General features: G+C 76.3%; 15 protein-coding genes. 6 read left to right on the forward strand and 9 right to left on the reverse strand.

Annotated features, from left to right (window positions below; translation table 11 throughout):
* Positions 1–14: 14 nt before the first annotated feature.
* The 7 genes from ACFY4B_RS13910 to ACFY4B_RS13940 all read right to left on the reverse strand — a co-directional run bounded on the left by ACFY4B_RS13910 (position 15) and on the right by ACFY4B_RS13940 (position 9,978).
* Positions 15–446: a DUF6896 domain-containing protein gene (locus tag ACFY4B_RS13910; RefSeq protein WP_387967964.1), complete on the reverse strand. Its 432-nt coding sequence runs from the start codon at positions 444–446 to the stop codon at positions 15–17.
* The gene (locus tag ACFY4B_RS13915; protein WP_387967966.1) at positions 446–934 is read right to left on the reverse strand and encodes a hypothetical protein; all 489 of its coding nucleotides are present in this window, start codon (positions 932–934) and stop codon (positions 446–448) included. Before ACFY4B_RS13915 ends, ACFY4B_RS13910 begins: the two co-directional genes overlap by 1 nt.
* Entirely contained in the window at positions 931–4,260 is a 3,330-nt protein-coding gene (locus ACFY4B_RS13920) for a right-handed parallel beta-helix repeat-containing protein (protein ID WP_387967968.1), read from the reverse strand. The genes ACFY4B_RS13915 and ACFY4B_RS13920 overlap by 4 nt, the downstream gene beginning before the upstream one ends.
* Positions 4,261–4,366: 106 nt before the next feature.
* Positions 4,367–5,422: a hypothetical protein gene (locus ACFY4B_RS13925; protein ID WP_387967970.1), complete on the reverse strand. Its 1,056-nt coding sequence runs from the start codon at positions 5,420–5,422 to the stop codon at positions 4,367–4,369.
* Positions 5,423–6,563: 1,141 nt separating this feature from the next.
* On the reverse strand, positions 6,564–7,181 hold the full coding sequence (locus tag ACFY4B_RS13930) for a hypothetical protein (RefSeq protein WP_198959472.1): 618 nt from the start codon (positions 7,179–7,181) through the stop codon (positions 6,564–6,566).
* A gap of 53 nt (positions 7,182–7,234) precedes the next feature.
* A complete protein-coding gene (locus tag ACFY4B_RS13935; RefSeq protein WP_387967972.1) occupies positions 7,235–9,829 on the reverse strand; it encodes a hypothetical protein in 2,595 nt (864 codons plus the stop codon).
* On the reverse strand, positions 9,829–9,978 hold the full coding sequence (locus ACFY4B_RS13940; protein ID WP_158077761.1) for a hypothetical protein: 150 nt from the start codon (positions 9,976–9,978) through the stop codon (positions 9,829–9,831). Before ACFY4B_RS13940 ends, ACFY4B_RS13935 begins: the two co-directional genes overlap by 1 nt.
* 174 nt (positions 9,979–10,152) lie before the next feature.
* On the opposite strand from ACFY4B_RS13940, the gene ACFY4B_RS13945 reads away from it, so the two are divergent.
* The 6 genes from ACFY4B_RS13945 (at position 10,153) to ACFY4B_RS13970 (ending at position 15,351) form a co-directional block, all read left to right on the forward strand.
* Positions 10,153–10,836, forward strand: coding sequence for a DUF6308 family protein (locus ACFY4B_RS13945; RefSeq protein WP_387967974.1), 684 nt, complete (start codon positions 10,153–10,155; stop codon positions 10,834–10,836).
* 209 nt (positions 10,837–11,045) lie between these two features.
* On the forward strand, positions 11,046–11,291 hold the full coding sequence (locus tag ACFY4B_RS13950) for a hypothetical protein (protein ID WP_375873703.1): 246 nt from the start codon (positions 11,046–11,048) through the stop codon (positions 11,289–11,291).
* A gap of 110 nt (positions 11,292–11,401) precedes the next feature.
* Entirely contained in the window at positions 11,402–12,604 is a 1,203-nt protein-coding gene (locus ACFY4B_RS13955; RefSeq protein ID WP_074004952.1) for an MFS transporter, read from the forward strand.
* 151 nt (positions 12,605–12,755) lie between these two features.
* A complete protein-coding gene (locus ACFY4B_RS13960) occupies positions 12,756–13,493 on the forward strand; it encodes a class I SAM-dependent methyltransferase (RefSeq protein WP_074004953.1) in 738 nt (245 codons plus the stop codon).
* A gap of 148 nt (positions 13,494–13,641) precedes the next feature.
* Positions 13,642–13,992: a DUF5825 family protein gene (locus ACFY4B_RS13965; protein WP_387967977.1), complete on the forward strand. Its 351-nt coding sequence runs from the start codon at positions 13,642–13,644 to the stop codon at positions 13,990–13,992.
* A 3-nt stretch (positions 13,993–13,995) separates the two neighbouring features.
* Positions 13,996–15,351 carry an MFS transporter gene (locus tag ACFY4B_RS13970; RefSeq protein WP_387967980.1) on the forward strand — a complete coding sequence of 452 codons (1,356 nt, stop codon included), beginning with the start codon at positions 13,996–13,998 and terminating at the stop codon, positions 15,349–15,351.
* 57 nt (positions 15,352–15,408) lie between these two features.
* Here ACFY4B_RS13970 and gndA read toward each other — a convergent pair whose 3' ends face one another.
* Positions 15,409–16,863, reverse strand: a complete 1,455-nt coding sequence (gndA, locus tag ACFY4B_RS13975) for an NADP-dependent phosphogluconate dehydrogenase (RefSeq protein ID WP_049657393.1) — start codon at positions 16,861–16,863, stop codon at positions 15,409–15,411.
* A gap of 219 nt (positions 16,864–17,082) precedes the next feature.
* Positions 17,083–18,384 carry an MFS transporter gene (locus ACFY4B_RS13980; RefSeq protein WP_074004955.1) on the reverse strand — a complete coding sequence of 434 codons (1,302 nt, stop codon included), beginning with the start codon at positions 18,382–18,384 and terminating at the stop codon, positions 17,083–17,085.
* Positions 18,385–18,512 lie beyond the last annotated feature (128 nt).

Consider the following 18,512-nt stretch of genomic DNA (forward strand, 5'->3'; position numbering starts at 1 on the left):
CGGGCGGCCACCGGTCAACCCGACGCCAGGGCCACCCCGCGGGATCCGGTCGGCGCGAACCAGCCCGGCCGCAGCTCGACGAGCAGGTCGTCGAGCCCCCGGACCGCCGGACCGGGCTCCTCCGACGGCCACTCGACGGGCGTCGCCAGGCTCCGCCCGTAGCAGCGCAGCCGCCAGAGGTCGAACGCCGCCGTGCCGTCGATGAAGTCCACGTCGATCTCGACTCCGGCCAGGTCGGTCATCCGGCATCCCGCCCCGTGCACCAGGTACGCGTAGCCGCCGGCCTCACCACTCCGGCTGAGCCGCCCCGAGCGTGCCGCCGCCAGGATGTCCGCCAAGCGCTCCAGCGGGGGCACCGCCTCGCACAACGCCGCCTCCGCCCGGTCGAGCGCGGACAGGAAGCCGAGCACCAGCTCTCTCGCCGTCGGCGACTGCCGCTCCGTCATCAGGGCCCTCCGTTCCCGTGCCGTGTCGACATCTCACCCGCCGGGCGCGTCCGGTCCCCGACGGGCCCCGATGGTCCCACGGCGCCGATCACCACGACGAGCGGATTCCTCCCGTCAGGCCCTCGGCCCCGGCCAGACGACCGGCTCGCCTCCGCACGGCCCGGGCGCCGGCCCCGGGCGCGCGGGGCCACGGCGGCGGCCACCGCCGCCAGGGCAACGGCCGCGAGGACGGTGAGGGCGAGGAGGCCCGCCTCGATGCCGGCGCCGCTCTCGGGTGGAGCGGGGCGCGTGGTGAGGACGACCGCCGGGGTGACAGCGGCCACGGGGCCGACGGTGCCGTGGCCGTACTGATGGCCGGGGCAGCGGGAGGCGGCGGCTTCCCGCTCTTCGGCCGGCTGGTCGACGGTCAGGTCCGGGCGGTAGCCGAGGACGGCGGCGGCCGAGCCCGGGTCGGCCACCGCCCGGGGGCGGGGCGGCGGCGTGGTCACGCGAAGGTGCCGAACCGTTCGGCCGGGATGTCCTGCGGCAGCAGCAGGCTGAGTTCGTCCAGGTCCACCACGTCGACCCGGGAGAGTCGGCCCGCCTGCCGGGTGACCATCGCTTCGAGCACCTGCCGGGCGAACCGGCCGTTGCCGAAGGAGCGGTCGCGCGGGACGGCGCCGAACAGGGTGCCGAGTGCGGCCAGGGTCTCCGGGGTGCAGGTGTAGCCGGCGGTCTCGGCCCGCGCCCGGACGATGGCGACGAGTTCCTCGTCCGCGTAGTGCTCGAAGGTGATCTCCCGGGAGAACCGGGAGGCCAGGCCGGGGTTGGAGGCGAGGAAGCCGCGCATCTCCTCCCGGTAGCCGGCCACGATCACCACGACCTCGTCGCGGTGGTCCTCCATCAGCTTCACCAGGGTGTCCACCGCCTCCTGCCCGAAGTCCCCGCCGCTGCCGTCTCGGGGCGTCAGGGTGTACGCCTCGTCGATGAACAGCACGCCGCCCCGGGCGCGTTCGAAGGCGTCCCGGGTGAGGTGGGCGGTGTGGCCGAGGTAGCGGCCGACCAGGTCGGCGCGGGCGGTCTCGACCAGCCGGCCGGAGGGCAGCACGCCGAGTTCGGCGAGGAGTTCGCCGTACAGCCGGGCGACGGTGGTCTTGCCGGTGCCGGGCGGGCCCGAGAACACCAGGTGGTGGCCGAGGGGGGCGGCGGGCAGCCCGGCCTCGACCCGGCGCCGGGACTGGCGGGTCAGGTTGACCAGGTCCTCGACCTGCTCCTTGGCGGCGGCGAGGCCGACCATGGCGCGCAGCCGGTCGAGCAGGCCGGGCTCCCCGGCCCGCCCCTCGCCGGCGGCGGCCGGGGCGAACTCCTCGCCGACGTCGGCGGGCAGCAGCCGGGTGAGCGCCGCGTTGTCGAAGTGCTCCAGTTCGGCGAGCCGGGAGGCCTGCCGGTCGACCATCTCCTCGAACACCTTGCGGGCGGCCCGGCCGTTGCCGAACTCCGCGCCCTTGGGCATCCGGTCGAAGTGCGCGGCGAGCGCCTCCCGGGTGCCCTCGGCGAGCTCGTAGCCGTGTCCGCCGGCGGCCTGCTCGACGATCGTGGCGAGCTCGTCGGCGCGGTAGTTCCGGAACTCGACGGTGCGGCTGAACCGGGAGGCCAGGCCGGGGTTGGAGGCCAGGAACCCGCGGATCCCGGCCTCGTACCCGGCGACGATCACCACCAGGTCGTCGCGGTGGTCCTCCATCAGCTTCACCAGGGTGTCGACGGCCTCCCGGCCGAAGTCCGGGCCGGCCACGCCGGAGCCCGCCGACAGGGTGTAGGCCTCGTCGACGAACAGCACCCCGCCGAGGGCCTCCCTGACCACCTCGGTGGTCTTCAGGGCCGTCCCGCCGACGACCGGGGCGACCAGGTCGGCCCGGGCGACCTCGACCAGGTGGCCGCTGCGCAGCACGCCGAGTTCGGCGAGGATCGCCCCGTAGAGCCGGGCGACGGTGGTCTTGCCGGTGCCGGGCGGACCGGCGAAGACGAGGTGCCGGCTCATCGGCAGGGCGGGCAGCCCGGCCTGCTCGCGGCGGCGGGTCAGCTTGCCGAGGTTGACCAGGGTGGCGACCTGCTCCTTGACGCCCTCCAGCCCGACCAGGGCCCGGAGGACGGCCTGCGGGCCGACGGCCTCCTCCCCGGGGGCTTCCGTACCGTCGCCGGCGGCGTCCGCAGCGACGGCGGCGGCGGCCGCCGTGCCGTGGGCGTCCGGCGAGCGGTTGTCCCGGCTGTCGAGGTTCTCCACCACGAGGCGGTCGGTCGGCGCGGTCTGCCACAGCCCGGCGCCCTGGTTCCCGGCGGCCGTGCAGTCGGTGAACCGGACGGGCTCCGCGGACTCGGAGCGCAGCCCGTCCACGGTGTTGTCGCCGAGCCGGCAGGAGGTCAGGGTGGCCCGGGAGCCGGGCAGCAGGTGCAGCCCGTGCCGCCGGTTGCTCCCCAACCGGGCGCGGGTGGCGGCCAGTTCGCCGCCGCGTTCGACGCTCGCGCCGTCGAGGGCGTTGCCGGTGCACTCGACGTCGCGCAGGATGGCGACGCCCCCGGCGCCGACCGAGATCCCGCAGGACCCGCTGCCGCGCACCAGGCCGCCGCCGAGGTGGGTGTGGGCGCCGTCGGCGATCCGCACCCCGTGCCGTCCGGCGTCGACGACGGTGACGTCCTCCAGCCGGCCGCGCCCGTCGCCCAGCACCTCGATCCCGTGGCGGCCGGCGGCGGTGACGGTGCCGCGGCGCAGCAGCGGGTCGGCGCCGTCGCGCACCACGATGCCGACGCCGGCCGCGCGGCGGACCTCCAGGCGGTCGAACTCGGCGGCGCTCCCGCCGGTGAGCTCGACGCCGTCGGTCCCGGCGTCGCGCACCACCGTCCGCAGCAGGCTGGGCCCGGCCGACCCGCCGACGTGGATGCCGACCCCGGCGGGGGCGGTGACCTCGCAGTCCTCCAGGGTGCCCCGGGCCCGGCCCGCGATGTGCAGACCGTACCCCTGGGGGCGGACGGCGCGGCAGCGGCGCAGCAGCGGGTCGGTGCCGTCGGTGAGGACGTAGCCGTGGCCGCGCACGGCGGTGACGGTGCAGTCCTCCAGCACGACCCGGGCGGCGGAGCCGACAAAGACGCCGAGCGCGCTGTCCCGGATCGCGGTGCGCAGCAGGCGCGTGCTGCTCCGCTCCTCCAGGGCGACGGCGGGCTTGTCGGTGCCGGAGATCTCGCAGTCCTCGACGACGCCGCGCGCCTCGCCGTTGGCGCACAGGCCGTTGCCGCGCGCGTCGCGCAGCACGCAGCGCCGGACGGTCGGGTCGGCCCGCTCGCCGATGACCACGGCCGAGGTGCCCAGGTGCTCGACGACGCTGTCCTCGATCACGCTGGAGCCGGTGGAGGTCTCCACCAGCCCGGCGCCGGCCGGGTTGGTGACCCGGCTGCCGCACATGGCGAGTTCGCCCGGCCCGCGGGTGAGCACGGCGGTCCAGGCGTTGCCGATCACCTCGCAGTCCCGCACGGTGAGGCGGCCGCGCGGGACGTCGACGGCGGGCAGCTCGTCGTCCTGCCCCTGGAGCACCAGACCGGTCAACCGGACGGCCTCGGTGAGCACCTGGACCACCGAACCGCGCCGGGGGCTGATCCGCACACTGCCCCGGACGTCGGCGGCGGTGATGCTCACGGCCTTGGTGAGCACCAGGTTCTCGTCGTACCGGCCGGGCCGGACCGAGATCACCGCGCCGCCGCCGGCCGCCCGGAGGGCCTCGCCGATCGTCCGGTAGGAGCCGGGTTCCCGCTGCTCCGCGCAGACCGTCAGCACCGGGCGCGACATGCCTGGGGTTCCCTTCGTCGTGGGGCGTTGTGGTTCGGTCGCTCGGTGGTTTGGTGACTCAGCGGTTCGGTGGCTCGACGGGTCCGGGCCCCGGTACGTGCCGGGGTCAGGCCGTGCAGGTGGCGCGGACGGCGCTGGCGGCGTGGTGGGCGCCACTGGAGCCGCCCCAGTCCACACCGCGGCTGTGCAGCGTGACGGAGATCGGGCCGCGGTAGGTGAACGGCCCGTTGTTCACCCAACTGCCCCGGCTCGCCGTCTGGTTGATGGTGAACGAGCCCACCTGGCCGCCACCGCTCTGCACCGTGTAGGTGCTCGGGTTGCCGCCGACCTGCTTCACGTCGCCGCTGGCCGGGATGTAGACCGACAGGGTGCAGCTGGTGACCTTGTCCACGGTGAAGGTCCAGACGACCGAGTTGCCGTTGTCGTCCTTGTTGGCGTTGCCGGACATCGGCATCGAGGCGTAGGTGCCGTTGCAGCCGTCGCCGCTGTAGCCACCGGAGTTGTTGCGCCAGCCGCTGCTGCCCTGGTCGAACCAGCCGTTGGTCTTGTACTGGCCGCCGCCCGAGCAGTACGGGCCGGCGATCACGGTGACCGGCGCGGGCGGCTTGGCGGCCGGGGGTACGGGCTGCTGGGGCGCCGACGGGTTCGGGGCCGGCTTGTTCGGAGCCGGCTGGTTGGGGGCCGGCTGGTTCGGCGCCGGGTTGGCCGCACCGCCGCCGCCCGTGCCACCGGCGGCCGGGCCACCGCCGCCCGAACCACCCGAGGCGGCGGCCGCGCCGCCCTGCGCGCGATCGCCCCCACCGCCCGAACCCGCGCCGCCCCCAGCGGGGTTGGCCCCGCCGCCGGGAGGAGCGGCCGCACCGGCACCGCCCCCGCCACCGCCGGCACCGCCACCAGCGCCGCCGCCGGTGCCGTTCGGGGCCGAGGCCGCCTGGTCGCCCGACGCCGGTGCGGCCGAACCGTCCGGCTGCGGTGCCGCCGAGCCCGACTGCCCGTCGGGCGCGACGCCGCCGGCGGTGCCACCGTGCTCGTCGAAGCCGGGGACGTTGGCGGGCGGGGCGTCGGCCTGGGCCGGTCCGTGCGGGTCGCTGCCGCTGCGCTGGGTCACCATCACGGAGGTGCCGACCAGCACCAGGCCGACGGCGACGGCCGCGGCGATCATCGGACGGGAGACCCGGCCGGTGCGCGGCCCAGGGTCCCCCGGACCCACGGGCCCCGCGGGGGTCGCCGGGCCGACGGGTGCCGTCGGGCCCTTGGCGGGGGACGGCAGGGGCGCCGGCCCGATACCGGTCCCTGCCGGGGGCCTGGCTCCGACCGTGGACTTGGGCCCGGACGCGGGCTTCGGTCCGGTTCGCGCCCCGTTCGTCGCGGCGCCCGTGGCCCTGGAACTGACACCGACTCCGGCGCCGACACCGGCGCCCGGCTGCACGGGCAGCACCGCCGTCTCGGCGCTCGCGGACCTGGGCCCGGCCTCGGACTTCGGACCGGGCCGTGCCCCGTTCGTCGCAGCGCCGGTGACCCCGGCACTGACCCCGGCACTGACACCGGTACTGGCACCGGTACTGGCACCGCCATTGGCGCCGGCGCCCGGCTGCGCGGGCCGCACCGTCGGCGCGGGGCTCGCGGGCTTGGCCCCGGCACCGGCACCCGACGTCGCGGGCGGCACCACCGGAACGGAACTCGCGGGCTTGGGCCCGGCGCTGACACCGGCCTCGGCGCCCGACCCCGCGGGCGGCACCGGCGCCGCGGGGCTCGCGGGCTTGGGCCCGGCACCGGCCTCGGGACCGGCACCCAGCCGTGCGGGCGGGACCGTCGGTGCGGGGCTCGCGGGCTTGGACCCGGTCTCGGGCTTCGGACCGGTCCGCGCCCCGCCCGTCGCAGCGCCCGTGGCCCCGGCGCTGACACCGGCACCGGCACCAGTGCCGGTACCGCCACCGGCGCCCGGCCGCGCGGGCGGCGCCGCCGTCTCCGCGCTCACGGGCGCCTCCGGCGGCTTCCCCTGGTCCGCCTCGGCCGCCAACGCCCAGTTCACCGCCGGGAGCCGGAACCCGCCCGGCCTCCGCTCCGGCCCGCCGCGCTGCTCCTCGCCCACCATGCATCCCCTGTGCTCGATGACACTCCTGTGGGGAGCTACGGCCCGCACGGCCGAACCGGTTCAGCCGAAATCGGCGCGCCTCGGACCCGACCGTCCGGACCGGCTCCGCGCCCGCCACCGGCCGGGTCCCACCCCGCGCCCCTCCCACCGACCACGTCCCTGTGTTCCGTCCGACGGCCGGCCGCCCGTGCGGGGTTCACCGGGTGGTTCAGAAGGACCAGGAGAGCGGCTCTCCGGTGTACGGGTCCAACCGCTCCTCGATTCGGCGCCGCTCCTCACGCCAGTGGACGAAGTGCGGGGACGGATCGCCCCAGAGGGAGGCGTCGCTGAGCGGACAGCGGTCGAAGCCCTCGGTGAACAGGCGGCGCAGGAACTCCGCCATCCCGCAGTCGTAGAGCTGCCAGTTCGGCGACCCATGACGCTCCCACACCAGGACCGGCCACTTGTCGGGGTCGTCGTCGACCGTGAGCCAGCCGAGGATGTCCGCCCCGCAGCTCACCCCCCACGCGATCACCGAGTCCGGCCCGGCCTCGACGCCGGCCGGCCCGCCCTCGGTCGACCAGAGGCTCCGCAGGATGGCGGTCTCCCCGGCCGCGCTGCCGAAGCCCGGGCCCTCGGGCGGCGCCGTGCTCGCCTCGGGGGCCAGGACGCCGAACGCCTCGTCGATTCCACCGGCCCCGTACGTGGCCATGAACGCCACGTAGTCGGCGGGGAACCGGACGCCCCAGGCCTGGCCCACCGCGGCCCAGTCCACCTGCTCGTCGGCGCCGTCGTGCGGCGACATGACGGCCTTCAGCGCGGCGACGGATGCTTCCCCTGCTTCCATGACCCCTCCTGTGGTCCGGCTCCGGGACGCACCGTATCCGGCCCCACCGACAGTCAGTCGGCGGGTCCGGAGCCGACGCCCAGGTCGAGGGCGTAGCGGGAGGGGTCGGCGGGGCGGACGCGGTCGGCGGGGGCGACGGCGTCGCGGCGGGCGAGCCAGGTGCGCAGCCGCTCGGGGCTCGGGCGGACGCCGCCGATCTCGTGGAGCAGGACCCGGGCCGGACGGCCCTCCTCCGGGTCCGCCGGCTGGACCTCGACCACCTCGAACTCCGCGCCCGGGACGAAGACCACCATGGGCGGGTCGCCCGGCTCGCCGAAGGCCGAGCTGCGGCGGCCGCCGACGGACCAGATGGCGAACTCGATCCCGACGTCCTCCCCCAGGTCCGCCTCGGGCACCGCCAGGGCGGTCACCGGGGCCCGCTCGGTCAGCACCGTGCCCGGGGCGTACGCGGCGAGGTCGCAGGCCTGCGCCGGACCGGCGACCAGCACACCGCCGTAGTACCCGGGCAGCCGCCGCAGGCCGGCGGCCAGGCAACGCAGGTACGGGCCGTAGCGGCCGGGCTCGCCGGAGCGGGCCGCCGCGAGGAGTTCGGCGCGCGGGGCCAGGGGGCCGGAGTCGCCGGCGTGCAGCAGGAGGGCGACCAGCTCGGGCCCCTGGTCGCCGTCCTCCGCCTGCGCGCGCAGGGCGGGCAGGCGGGTGGCGACGTCCTCGGCCCGCCGGGCCAAGGGCTCGTAGGCGGCGCCGAGTTGGGCGACCAGGGCCTCGCCGTCCCCGGCGGGGGTGGCGGGCTCCGACGGCTCCGGCTCCGGGGACGGTTCCGGGGCCGGGGGCGTCGCAGCGGGCACCTCGGGCTCGGGCTCGGGATCGACTTCCGGGGCCTCGGCGACCGACTCCTCCACCTCAGGCTCGGACAGCAACTCGGGCTCTGCTAGCGGGACTTCGGCAACCGACTCCTCAGGCTCCTCCACGACGACCTCAGGGGCCAATATTGTTCCCTCATGGGCCTCCCCGGGAGCCTCCGCCACCGACGCCCCTTCCGAAGTCGGCACCGTGGCGACGGGCTCCGGAGCCGTCACCGGCTCGGAACCGAGCACGGCCACCCGCACCTCCGCGGCCTCGACCGCCTCCTCGCCGAGCCAGTCCAGCCCGTACTGCCGCGCGCAGAACCGCCCCACCGCGGCCGACTCCACGTCCAACACCCCCGCCACCACGAGCGCGAGGCGTACCGGCCCGGCCGGGAGCGAGCCCAGCACCGTACCGAGGTGGTCCCAGACCGCGTCCGGAACCGGGCGGCCCGGCGTGCCCACGACCAGCACGGGCTGGGCCGGGTCCGGCCGACGCAGCCGGGGGCCCCGCTCCGGGGTCGCGGCCGGGCGCAGCCACAGTCCGGCCGCCACCGCCTCCACCTCCCAGCCGGGGAAGGCCGGGTAGCGCGCCGCCCCGAGCACCGAAGGCGGCGCGGGGAGAGCCGGAAAACGGCCCGCCCCAGGGGCCGCGGGCGGGCCGGGGAGAGCCGGAAGCCGCCCCGCTCCGGGCCCTGCGGGCGGGCCGGGGAGAGCCGGGAAACGCCCCGCCCCAGGCCCCACAGCCGGGCCCGGGAAGACCGGGAAACGCCCCGCGCCGGGGACCGGAGGCGGGCCGGGAAAGGCCGGGAAGCGGCCCGGACCGGGCCCCGCACCCGGGCCGGGGAGAGCCGGAAAGCGCTCCGCCCCAAACCCCACACCCGGGCCGGGCCCGACGCGCCAGCCGACGGCGGTGACGGTGCGTTCGCGCGGGCGGGCGGACAACTCGATGAGGTACGGTTCCCAGCCCTCGCCCCCGTCCGGCGCCACGTGGACGTGCCGCACGCCGCACCCGGGCGCCCCCGGCACGCCCGACCTGGCCACCGGCACGCCGATCGCCGCCCGCACCTCCTGCCCGAGCGAGGCCGCCAGCACGGCGGCCGTCTCGATGAGTTCGAGCGGCGCGGCCCACGGCGCGCTCAGCGCGAGGTACTCCCGATGGGGCGCCTGCTCCTTCAACAGGGTCGCCGCACTGGCCAGTTGGGCACCGCTGGGCAGTGACCGGGCGGGCGCGCCGATGATCAGCAGCAGCCGGTCGCGCGGTGCGAAGGCCCGGTCCAGCACGGCGGGGCGGACCGGTCCCACCGCCGCGTCGGTGATCCAGTACGCCCCGCCGGCCAGCGGGGTGATGGTCGCGTCGGCGGGCCAGCGGCCGCCGAGCGGCTCCGCTCCCCCGCCGGGCCGGCAGCGCCACCACGTCCCGTCCACGGCCGGCAGGGTGCCGTCCGGCTCGACGCTGACCACCGTGTCCGGTGCGACGACGGTCAACCCGCTGCGCCGGGCGAGCAGTTCGGCGGGCCGCCGGCCGTCGGGGCCGACCGCGGCCAGTCCGGAGGCGGCCAGCACCAGCACGTCGGCGTCGCGCCCGCGCGCGGCCCGGGCGAGTTCTCCCAGCGAGGCGAGCAGGACGGGTGCCGCGTCCTCGGCGGCGGCGAGCAGCAGCAGCGCCCCCGGCTGGGCGCGTACGGGCGCCAGCGCCTCGGCCAGTCCGTCGGCCTCCGCGCCGGGCGGTGCGATCACGTAGTGCGCGCCGAGCGCCCGCAGCGTCGAGGCGCCGACCGCCTCCGGGGCCTCCACAGCGCCCATCACTCCTCCTCCGCCGGGCCCGTCGTGGCGCCCCGGGTGGTGCGCCGGGTGGGGGTGTCCGGTGCGTCGGGCTCCGCCCGCAACGCATCCGGGACCGGCCTGTTCAGCACGACCGGGTGCGCCCGCACCTGGTCGCGTCGGGACTGCATCCACTTCCTCCCGGGTTCCTCGCGGACGCGCCCGCCGCTTCGCGGACGCACCGCTGCGCGCCCACTACGGTCCTACGGCCCCCGGCACCGGCCCGGTTCAGCGGCCTCCGGACCGGATTGTCGGACCCCTCTGCCACACTGCCCCCGGACGCACGGATTCGAAGGGGGTCCCTCATGACGGCGCTGTGGATTCCCCCGGTGTACGGGGACACCGGGGCCTCCGTCCGGCTGCTGCGCGACTACTTCACCCGGCGGCGGGCGAAGGGCGACCACTACTACACGGGCGCCCACTTCGAGCGGCTCACCGGCGGCGGCGACCGCCCGGAGACGGCGGACGCCTTCACCGCCGACGACCTGCTCGCGATCACCATGCTGAGCGTCTCGGTCGAGCCCCACGGAGCCGTCGAACTGCTCACCGACCCCGACGGGCACTGGGGCCGGCTGCTGTCCGCGATCCCCCGCGACGCCCGGCTGGAGGACCCGGCCAGTGCCCCGCTGATCGCCCCCGGCGGACCGGCCGCCGAGTTGTGGGACCGGCTGGCGAACCCCCGCGCCGCGTACCCGGGCAAGCCGGACGGGGTCGGCCCCGTCGTCGCGGGCAAGCTGCTGGCCCGCAAGCGGCCGCACCTGATACCCGTCTACGACATCCGGGTGAAGGCGCTCTTCCGGCGGCCGAAGGTCGACACCACCTTCTGGTCCGCGCTGGCCGACGCCCTGCGCGCGGACGGCGGGGCGTTCCGCGCCCGGTTGGCGGAGCTCCGTACGGAGGCCGGGATCGGCGAGGACATCGGCGTGCTGCGGGTGCTGGACGTCATCGCCTGGATGCACCAGGGCGAGGCCGGGCAGGCGACGGGCTGACCCCGCGTCCCGCCACCGGACAGGCCTCCGCCGAGCGGGTCCGGGACCCACTGGAGCGGGCGCGGGGACCGCCTCCGCGTCAGCAGTCCGTCAGCGGAGTGTCGGCAGCCGTCAATAGCCCGTCAATCCGGAGCCCGGTGCCCCCGGACGGCCCGAAGCTGGACGGACCACGCCTGCACGACCCGCAGGTCGCTCCGGAGGTGAGCCGCATGTCCGTCCTCGCTGCCTTCCATTCCGACGTCCCCGACGCGCGCCGCCACGGCCACGGCCTGCGCGGCGCCTGCGCGCGGGTGCTGGACCGGCTGGCCGCCAGCCCGCTCGACAGCACCGTGCTCGGTGCCCTGGGCGCGCCCCGGCCGGCCGCCCGTCCGGCCGGTCTGCGCGCCCGCTGGCACCCCGTGCCCCGGCCGGACGGCACCACCGCCCTCGAATCCACCTGGCACCCGGACCGCTGACCCTGCCCTCCCGCGCCCGATAGCCGCCGAGCACGGCCGGACGGCCATTCGGCGCAGCGCTCCCCCGCACGGCACGGCCCCCCTCCCGGGTGCGCGCCTATCGTGGGCGAATGACCGATCGTCGGACCGCCGGGCCTGGTACGGCCCGGGTGGGCCACCTCGTCGCCGCCGCCGCGTTCGCCGTCTGCATGGCGGGCACCACGCTGCCCACCCCGCTCTACGGCCTGTACCAGGAGAAGCTCGGCTTCTCCGAGCTGACGGTGACGGTCGTGTTCGCGGTGTACGCCTTCGGTGTCATCGGCGTCCTGCTGCTGATCGGCAACGTCTCGGACTCCGTCGGGCGCCGGCCCGTGCTGCTCTGCGGGCTGGTCTGCTCGGCCGCCAGCGCCGTGGTCTTCCTGACCGCGGACAGCGTCGCCCTGCTCTGCCTGGGCCGACTGCTGTCCGGGTTCTCGGCGGGCCTGTTCACCGGCACCGGGACGGCATACGTGCTGGAGCTCGCCCCGCCCGGGCACCAGGCCCGCGCGGGCTTCGTCGCGACCGCCGCCAACATGGGCGGGCTCGGCTGCGGGCCGCTGCTGTCGGGCCTGCTCTCGCAGTACGCCCCGTACCCGCTGGTGCTGCCGTTCGTCGTGCACCTGGGGCTGCTCGCGGTCTCCTTCGCCCTCACCTGGATGCTCCCGGAGACGGTCGCCGGGGCCCGTCCGCTGCGCACGGCCCGGCCCGACCGGCCGGCGCTGCCGCCGGAGGTCCGCCGGGTGTTCGTGCCGGCCGGGATCGCCGCGTTCGCCGGCTTCTCCCTGCTGGGCCTGTTCACCTCGGTCAGTCCCGCCTTCCTCGCCACCGGTCTGGGCGTCCACAACCGCGCGGTGGTCGGCCTGGTCGTCTTCACGGCCTTCTTCGCCTCCACCCTCGGCCAGCTCCTGGTGCCCCGGCTGGGCACCGCCCGGGCGGTGCCGCTGGGCTGCCTGGTGCTGATCGCCGGGATGGCCCTGCTGGCCGCCTCGCTCGCCTGGGAGAGCCTGCCGCCGCTGGTGCTCAGCGCCCTGGCGGGCGGCGCCGGGCAGGGCATGGGCCTGCGCGGGGCGGTGGGCGAGGTGGCCGCGGCCGCTCCTCCCGAGCACCGCGGCGGCGCCCTCTCGGCGCTGTTCGTGGTCGCCTACTTCGGCATCTCGATCCCGGTCATCGGGGTGGGCCTGCTGACCGGGCCGCTCGGCCTGACGCACGCGGGCCTGGTCTTCGCCGCCTGCATGGCGGTGCTCGCCGCCGCCTCCGGCCTCTACCTGCTGCGCCAGGCGCGCGCCGCGGGCTGACCTCGCGAGCCGATCCCGCGCGCCGCCGTACGCGCCCCCCGCACGCCGACCGCGCGCGCCCGCCGCCGCCCGCCGGTACCCGCTTGCCGCCCCGGCCGGGTACCGATAGACACGAGCCAGACACCCCGCGCACCACCCGGAGGCCTCCGCCATGAGCGTGACGAGTCGGTACCTGGACGCCTGGGAGGGCTTCTGGCGCGACGCGCCCGAGGAACCGGGCGGGGTGATCTGGGACGCGGAGCCGGCCCGCAGCGCCGAACGCCACCTCACGCTGCTCCGCCCGCACCTGGCGGACCCCGCGCTGCCCATCGTCGACCTGGGCTGCGGCAACGGCACCCAGACCCGCTTCCTCGCCGAGCGCTTCCCGCTCGCCCTCGGGGTCGACCTGTCCGCCGCCGCGCTGGACCTCGCCCGGCGCTGCGACCCGGCCGGGCGGGCCGAGTTCACCCGGTTGGACGCCACCGACCCCGAGGCCGTCCGGGCGCTCCACCAGCGCCTCGGCGACGCCAACGTGTACGTGCGCGGGGTGATCCACCAGAGCGAGCCGGCGGACCGCCCACGGGTGGTCGAGGCCGTTCGCATCCTGCTCGGGGACCGCGGCCGGGCCTTCGTGTTCGAGCTCGCCGAGGCGGCCAAGGGCGTCCTGGGCGAGCTCGTCCACGCCCCGGACGGTCCGCCGCCGAAGCTGCGCCCGGTGTTCTCGCACGGGCTCGCCCCCGCCGAGGTCGCCGACGCGGTCTTCCCGGAGCTGTTCCGCACGGCTGGCCTCGACGTCCTCGCCGCCGGCGAACTGCCGCTGGCCACCACGGAGTCCGCCGCCGACGGCTCCCGGATCGAGCTGCCCGCGCACTGGCTGGTCGCCGGGCCGGGCGGTTCCGCCCCGGACTAGGCCCGGACCGCCGACGCCGCCTGCCCCTATCTCGTCCTCGGGTCGGATGTTCAGGTTGCCGCGCAGGACGTCGGCCGGGTCGTACGCCTTCTCCACGGCCGCGAGCCGGGCGTAGTCCGAGACCGAACGGCTCGTCCACCAGCACAAGTTGCTCGACGTCATCACGGTCGACAACATCATCGGCATGGACTACTTCCGTGACTCCCCGCCACGGGCCGCCGAGAGCACGTGGGGCCTGCGCATCCGGGGACCGGACGTCCTCCAGGTCCGCGACCGCCGCACCCCGGACGCCTCGGCCCGCTTCGCCCTGGACCACCCCGACCTGGTGGCCACCTTCCGGGCCTGCCTGACCCCCACCGCCCTGGACGACCTCGGCAGTACGGGCCGTGAGGCGGTGTCCGTGCCGGCGTCCGAGGGCCTCGTGCTCGTCACCCGGGGCTGGGCGGTGACGCTCCCGCCCCGCATCCGCCACTGGCCCGTGCCCGACACAGGAGTTTGATACATGGGATCCTCCACGGCCGAGGAGTCGTCCATACCCCCAGAGTCCGGCCCGGCCGCGACCCCGGCCGCCACCCCGGCCCCGGCCAAGGCCCCGGAATCCGTACCGCTGCGCCGGCACCGGCCGCTTCTGCTGCTGGTCACGGAGCAGACGACCAGCTCGGTGGGGCGTCAGGTCACCGCGCTGGCGCTGCCGCTGCTGGCCATCGCCCACCTGCACGCCGGCCCGCTGGGCGCCTCGGCGCTGATGGCGATGACCTACCTGCCCGGCGTCCTGCTCAGCCCGCTGATCGGCGTGGCCGTCGACCGGGCCCGGTTGCGGCGGATGCTGGTAGCGGTGTCCTGGCTGCAGGTCCCCGCCATCGGCAGCGTGCCGCTCGCCGCCGCGCTGGACGGCCTGACCTGGCCGCACCTGTTCGCCGCGGCCGCCGCCTCCGGGGCGCTGAACTCCGCGCAGGGCGTCGCGCTGCAGTCCTGTCTGCCCCGGGTGGTGCCCCCGGACCGCCTGCTGCCGGCCAACTCCTCGCTCACCGGGGCCCGGACCATCGGCCTGATCGGCGGGCCGGCGCTCGGCGGCATCCTGATCGGCCTGATCGACCCGGCCCCGGCGCTGCTGGTCGAGTGCGCCGCCTACCTCGTCGGCGGGGCCCTGTTCCTCGCGCTGCCGGCCACGCTGAACCGGTCCGCGCAGGAGGCGGGCAGCGGCGCGCGCTCCCGCCTCGACGCACTGCGGGAGGGCCTCGCGGTCATCCGGCGCGAGACCCTGCTGCGCCGCCAGGCGCTGGCCGCGGCCGGGCTCAACCTCGGCGGCGGGGCCGGCGGCGGCCTGTTCGTCCTGTACGCCGACCGGGAGCTGCAACTGTCCCCGTGGCAGCTCGGCACGGTCTACGCGGCGTACGCCGTCGGCATGGGCACCGGCGTGCTGGTCGCGACCTCGGTGACCCGGGCGCTGGGCATGGCCCGGGCCATCCGACTGTGCGCCGTGGGCGCGGGCGCCGCCCTCTTCCTCATCCCGGCGGCGTCCCTGGGGCTGTCCTTCGCCGTGCTGGTCCTGTACCAGCTGCTGTTCGGGCTGATGGCCACCATCTGGTCGATCGCCATGACCACCGGGCGCCAACTCGTCACCCCCGCCCACCTGCTGGGCCGCGTCAACGCCTTCCTCCAGGCTGTGCTGACCGCCACCCTGCCCGTCGGCGCCTTCGTCGGCGGGTGGCTCGCCTCCCGGGTCGGCATCGTGCCGGTGCTGGTCGGCGCGGCGGCCGTCGCCCTCGCGGGCGCGAGCAGCCTCTGGTTCCCGCGCGACATGCTCGCGGAGATCGAGCGGGCGGCGGAGCGGAAGACCGTCCCGGAGAAGCCCTGAGGCCCGCCCCGGCGAGGCCCTGACGCCCGCCCCCCCGGGGGCGCCGGGGCCGTCCGGCTACGCCGTCCCGCCGTCCGTCCGTACCTCGGGGCGGCCGGGCTCGGCCCAGAGGGTGTGGAAGCTGCCCGGGCGGTCGGTGCGGCGGTAGGTGTGGGCGCCGAAGAAGTCGCGCTGCCCCTGGATCAGCGCGGCGGGCAGGTGCGGGCTGCGCAGGGTGTCGTAGGAGGCGAGCGCGGCGGAGAAGGCCGGCACCGGGATGCCGTGCTGGGCCGCGCCGGCCACCACCGTGCGCCAGGCCGCCTGGGCGTCGGAGACCTCGGCCGCGAACTCCTCCTCGGCGAGCAGGCTGACCAGGTCGGGGTTGGCCGCGTGGGCGGCACGGATCCGGTCGAGGAACGCGGCGCGGATGATGCACCCGCCGCGCCAGATCCTCGCCACCGCCCCCAGGTCGATGTCCCAGCCGTACTCGGCCGCGGCGTCGCGGATCATCGTCCAGCCCTGGTCGTAGGCGATGACCTTGGACGCGTAGAGGGCCTGCTCGACGTCCCGGGTGAAGCGCTCGGCCTCGTGCGGGCGCAACTCCTGCCGGCCGCCCCCGGGCAGCGGCCGGTAGGCCGCCCGCAGTTCGGCCCGGGCGGAGGCGACCCGGGCGAAGGTGGCCTGGGCGATGGCGGTGACCGGGGAGCCGAGGTCGAGGGCGGTCTGGACGGTCCAGCGTCCGGTGCCCTTCTGCTCCGCGGCGTCCTGGACGACGTCGACGAAGGGCTCGCCGGTGGCGGCGTCGGTGTGGGCGAGCACCTCGGCGGTGATCTCGATCAGGTAGGAGTCGAGCCGCCCCTCGTTCCAGCGCCGGAAGGTCTCGGCGATCTCGGCGGGGGCGTACCCGCCGACCTCCCGCAGCAGGTGGTAGGCCTCGGCGATGAGCTGCATGTCGGCGTACTCGATGCCGTTGTGCACCATCTTCACGAAGTGGCCGGCCCCGTCGGTGCCGATGTGGGTGCAGCACGGGTCGCCGTCCACGTGGGCGCTGATCCGCTCCAGCATCGGGCCGAGCACGGCGTAGGACTCGGCGGAGCCGCCGGGCATCACCGAGGGGCCGTGCAGCGCGCCCTCCTCCCCGCCGGAGACGCCGGTCCCGACGAAGTGGATGCCGCGCTCGCGCAGCGCCCGCTCCCGGCGGCGGGTGTCGGCGAAGTGGGCGTTGCCACCGTCGATGAGCATGTCGCCCGCCTCCAGCAGCGGGGCGAACTCCTCGATGACCTCGTCGGTGGCCCGGCCGGCCTTCACCATGATCAGCAGCCGGCGGGGGCGCTCCAGCGCGGCCACCAGCTCCTGCGGCGACCACGCCGGGACGAACGCGCCCTCGTGGCCGAACTCCTCGACCAGGGACTTGGTCCGGCCCTCGCTCCGGTTGTGCACCGCGACCGTGTAGCCGTTGCGGGCGAAGTTCCGCGCCAGGTTGCGGCCCATCACCGCGAGCCCCGTCACGCCGATCTGTGCCGATGCCTCCATGGCGGGTACGTCCTTCCTCGGGGAGTCCCCCGGCGGGGCTCGCGGGCCTGCGCCGCGGGTTCCCGGGGCGGCCGTGCCCGCCCGCCGACGCGCGCCGCGGACCCGGCCCGGCGCCACGGGCGGTCGGACTACATGCTCACCGGCCGCACCCGCCCGCCGCGCGGGGGACTCCCCCGTTCAGGTGCCCCGACCCGGCGCCCGAACCTTCCGCGACAAGCTCTACCGCACCGCCTCGACCGCTTCCGGCTCGGCCTGCGGCCGGTGCCCGGGCAGCTGCCCGGTCGGCAGGTCCCGGTGGCGGCGGATCGGGGAGCAGTAGAGGAACAGGGCCGCCGCCGGTACGCCCGCGGTCAGGATCCACAGGGCCGGGCGCAGGCCGAGCCAGGTGCCGAGCGCACCCCCGAGCAGGGCGCCCAGCGGCATCGTGCCGTAGTTGAGGAACGCGGAGCTCGCCACGAGCCGGCCGAGCACGGCGCTCGGGACGTAGCTCTGGACGAACCCGGACTTGATGACGTTGCCCGCCACGATGCCGATCGCCACCCCGCTGTAGGCGAGGACGATCATCAGCAGGCCCCACCCGGGGCCGGCCAGCGGGATGAGCAGGGCCAGCGCCGGCAGCACCAGCTCGAACACCAGCAGGGCGCGTCCGCTGCCCAGCCTGGCGCTGACCCGGCGCACGACGAACGCCCCCAGCACACCGCCGATTCCGCTGACCATCGCGAGGCTGCCGATCTCGCCGGAGGACAGGCCGACCTCACGGACCAGGAAGACGACCATGAGCGACTGGTACCCGGTCAGGGCGAGGTTGGACGCCGCTCCGAAGAGCGCCAGGCTCCGCAGGAAGGGGTCGCCGAAGAGCAGTCCCAGCCCCTCCCGGATCTCCTTGGCCATGGCGCCGCGCGGCCGTTGGACCCGCTCGGGTGCGGACTCCCGGTGCCGGATGGCGACCAGGCAGAGGGTCGCCAGCAGGAAGGTCGTCGTGTTGACGAGCATCCCGTTGGCGGCGCCCGCGAGTTGGATGAGCAGGCCGCCGCAGCCGAGCCCGGCGATCTGCGCCGCGGAGGCGCTGCCCTGGAGCTTGGCGTTGCCCTCGGCCTGGTCCTCCGGTTTCACCAGGTCCGGCAGGTAGGCGGTGTACGCGGTCTGGAAGAACACCGTGGCGGCGCCCGCGAGCAGGGCCACGAGCAGCAGTTGGGTCACCCCCAGCACTCCGGCCCACGCCGCGACCGGGACGCTGGCGAAGAGCGCGAAGCAGATGACGTTGGCCCAGAACATCACCTGCCTGCGCCGCAGCCGGTCCACCCAGACGCCCACCGGAAGGCCGATGACCAGCCACGGCACCCAGGGCGCCGCGCTCAGCAGGCTGACCTCGAAGGTGTCGGCGTGCAGAGTCGACACGGCGATCAGCGGAACGGCGAGGACCGTGACCGACTGGCCGAAGCGCCCCGCCGTCTCGCCTAACCAGAGGAGCCGGAAGTCCCGGTGGCGGCGGAGCAAGCCGCCACGTGTGCCGTTGCCCATTGAACGCTCCGATCTGTCGCGGTAGGAAATCCGAACTGCCCGGAGCCGCCCACTGGTTGCGTCCCCTCCGGCACCCCGCGGCCGACGCCGGCGCGGGGAGCAGGACCGCCGCGCGGCCCGTACGCCGG

Source organism: Kitasatospora sp. NPDC001261, assembly GCF_042896795.1.
GTDB lineage: Bacteria > Actinomycetota > Actinomycetes > Streptomycetales > Streptomycetaceae > Kitasatospora.

What these genes read in the sequence shown, in the direction of transcription:
- ACFY4B_RS13910 (WP_387967964.1), bottom strand. Translation starts at nt 446, where the DNA reads ATGACGGAGCGGCAGTCGCCGACGGCGAGAGAGCTGGTGCTCGGCTTC.
- ACFY4B_RS13920 (WP_387967968.1), bottom strand. Translation starts at nt 4,260, where the DNA reads ATGTCGCGCCCGGTGCTGACGGTCTGCGCGGAGCAGCGGGAACCCGGC.
- ACFY4B_RS13925 (WP_387967970.1), bottom strand. Translation starts at nt 5,422, where the DNA reads ATGATCGCCGCGGCCGTCGCCGTCGGCCTGGTGCTGGTCGGCACCTCC.
- ACFY4B_RS13930 (WP_198959472.1), bottom strand. Translation starts at nt 7,181, where the DNA reads ATGGAAGCAGGGGAAGCATCCGTCGCCGCGCTGAAGGCCGTCATGTCG.
- ACFY4B_RS13935 (WP_387967972.1), bottom strand. Translation starts at nt 9,829, where the DNA reads ATGGGCGCTGTGGAGGCCCCGGAGGCGGTCGGCGCCTCGACGCTGCGG.
- ACFY4B_RS13940 (WP_158077761.1), bottom strand. Translation starts at nt 9,978, where the DNA reads ATGCAGTCCCGACGCGACCAGGTGCGGGCGCACCCGGTCGTGCTGAAC.
- ACFY4B_RS13945 (WP_387967974.1), top strand. Translation starts at nt 10,153, where the DNA reads ATGACGGCGCTGTGGATTCCCCCGGTGTACGGGGACACCGGGGCCTCC.
- ACFY4B_RS13950 (WP_375873703.1), top strand. Translation starts at nt 11,046, where the DNA reads ATGTCCGTCCTCGCTGCCTTCCATTCCGACGTCCCCGACGCGCGCCGC.
- ACFY4B_RS13955 (WP_074004952.1), top strand. Translation starts at nt 11,402, where the DNA reads ATGACCGATCGTCGGACCGCCGGGCCTGGTACGGCCCGGGTGGGCCAC.
- ACFY4B_RS13960 (WP_074004953.1), top strand. Translation starts at nt 12,756, where the DNA reads ATGAGCGTGACGAGTCGGTACCTGGACGCCTGGGAGGGCTTCTGGCGC.
- ACFY4B_RS13970 (WP_387967980.1), top strand. Translation starts at nt 13,996, where the DNA reads ATGGGATCCTCCACGGCCGAGGAGTCGTCCATACCCCCAGAGTCCGGC.
- gndA (WP_049657393.1), bottom strand. Translation starts at nt 16,863, where the DNA reads ATGGAGGCATCGGCACAGATCGGCGTGACGGGGCTCGCGGTGATGGGC.
- ACFY4B_RS13980 (WP_074004955.1), bottom strand. Translation starts at nt 18,384, where the DNA reads ATGGGCAACGGCACACGTGGCGGCTTGCTCCGCCGCCACCGGGACTTC.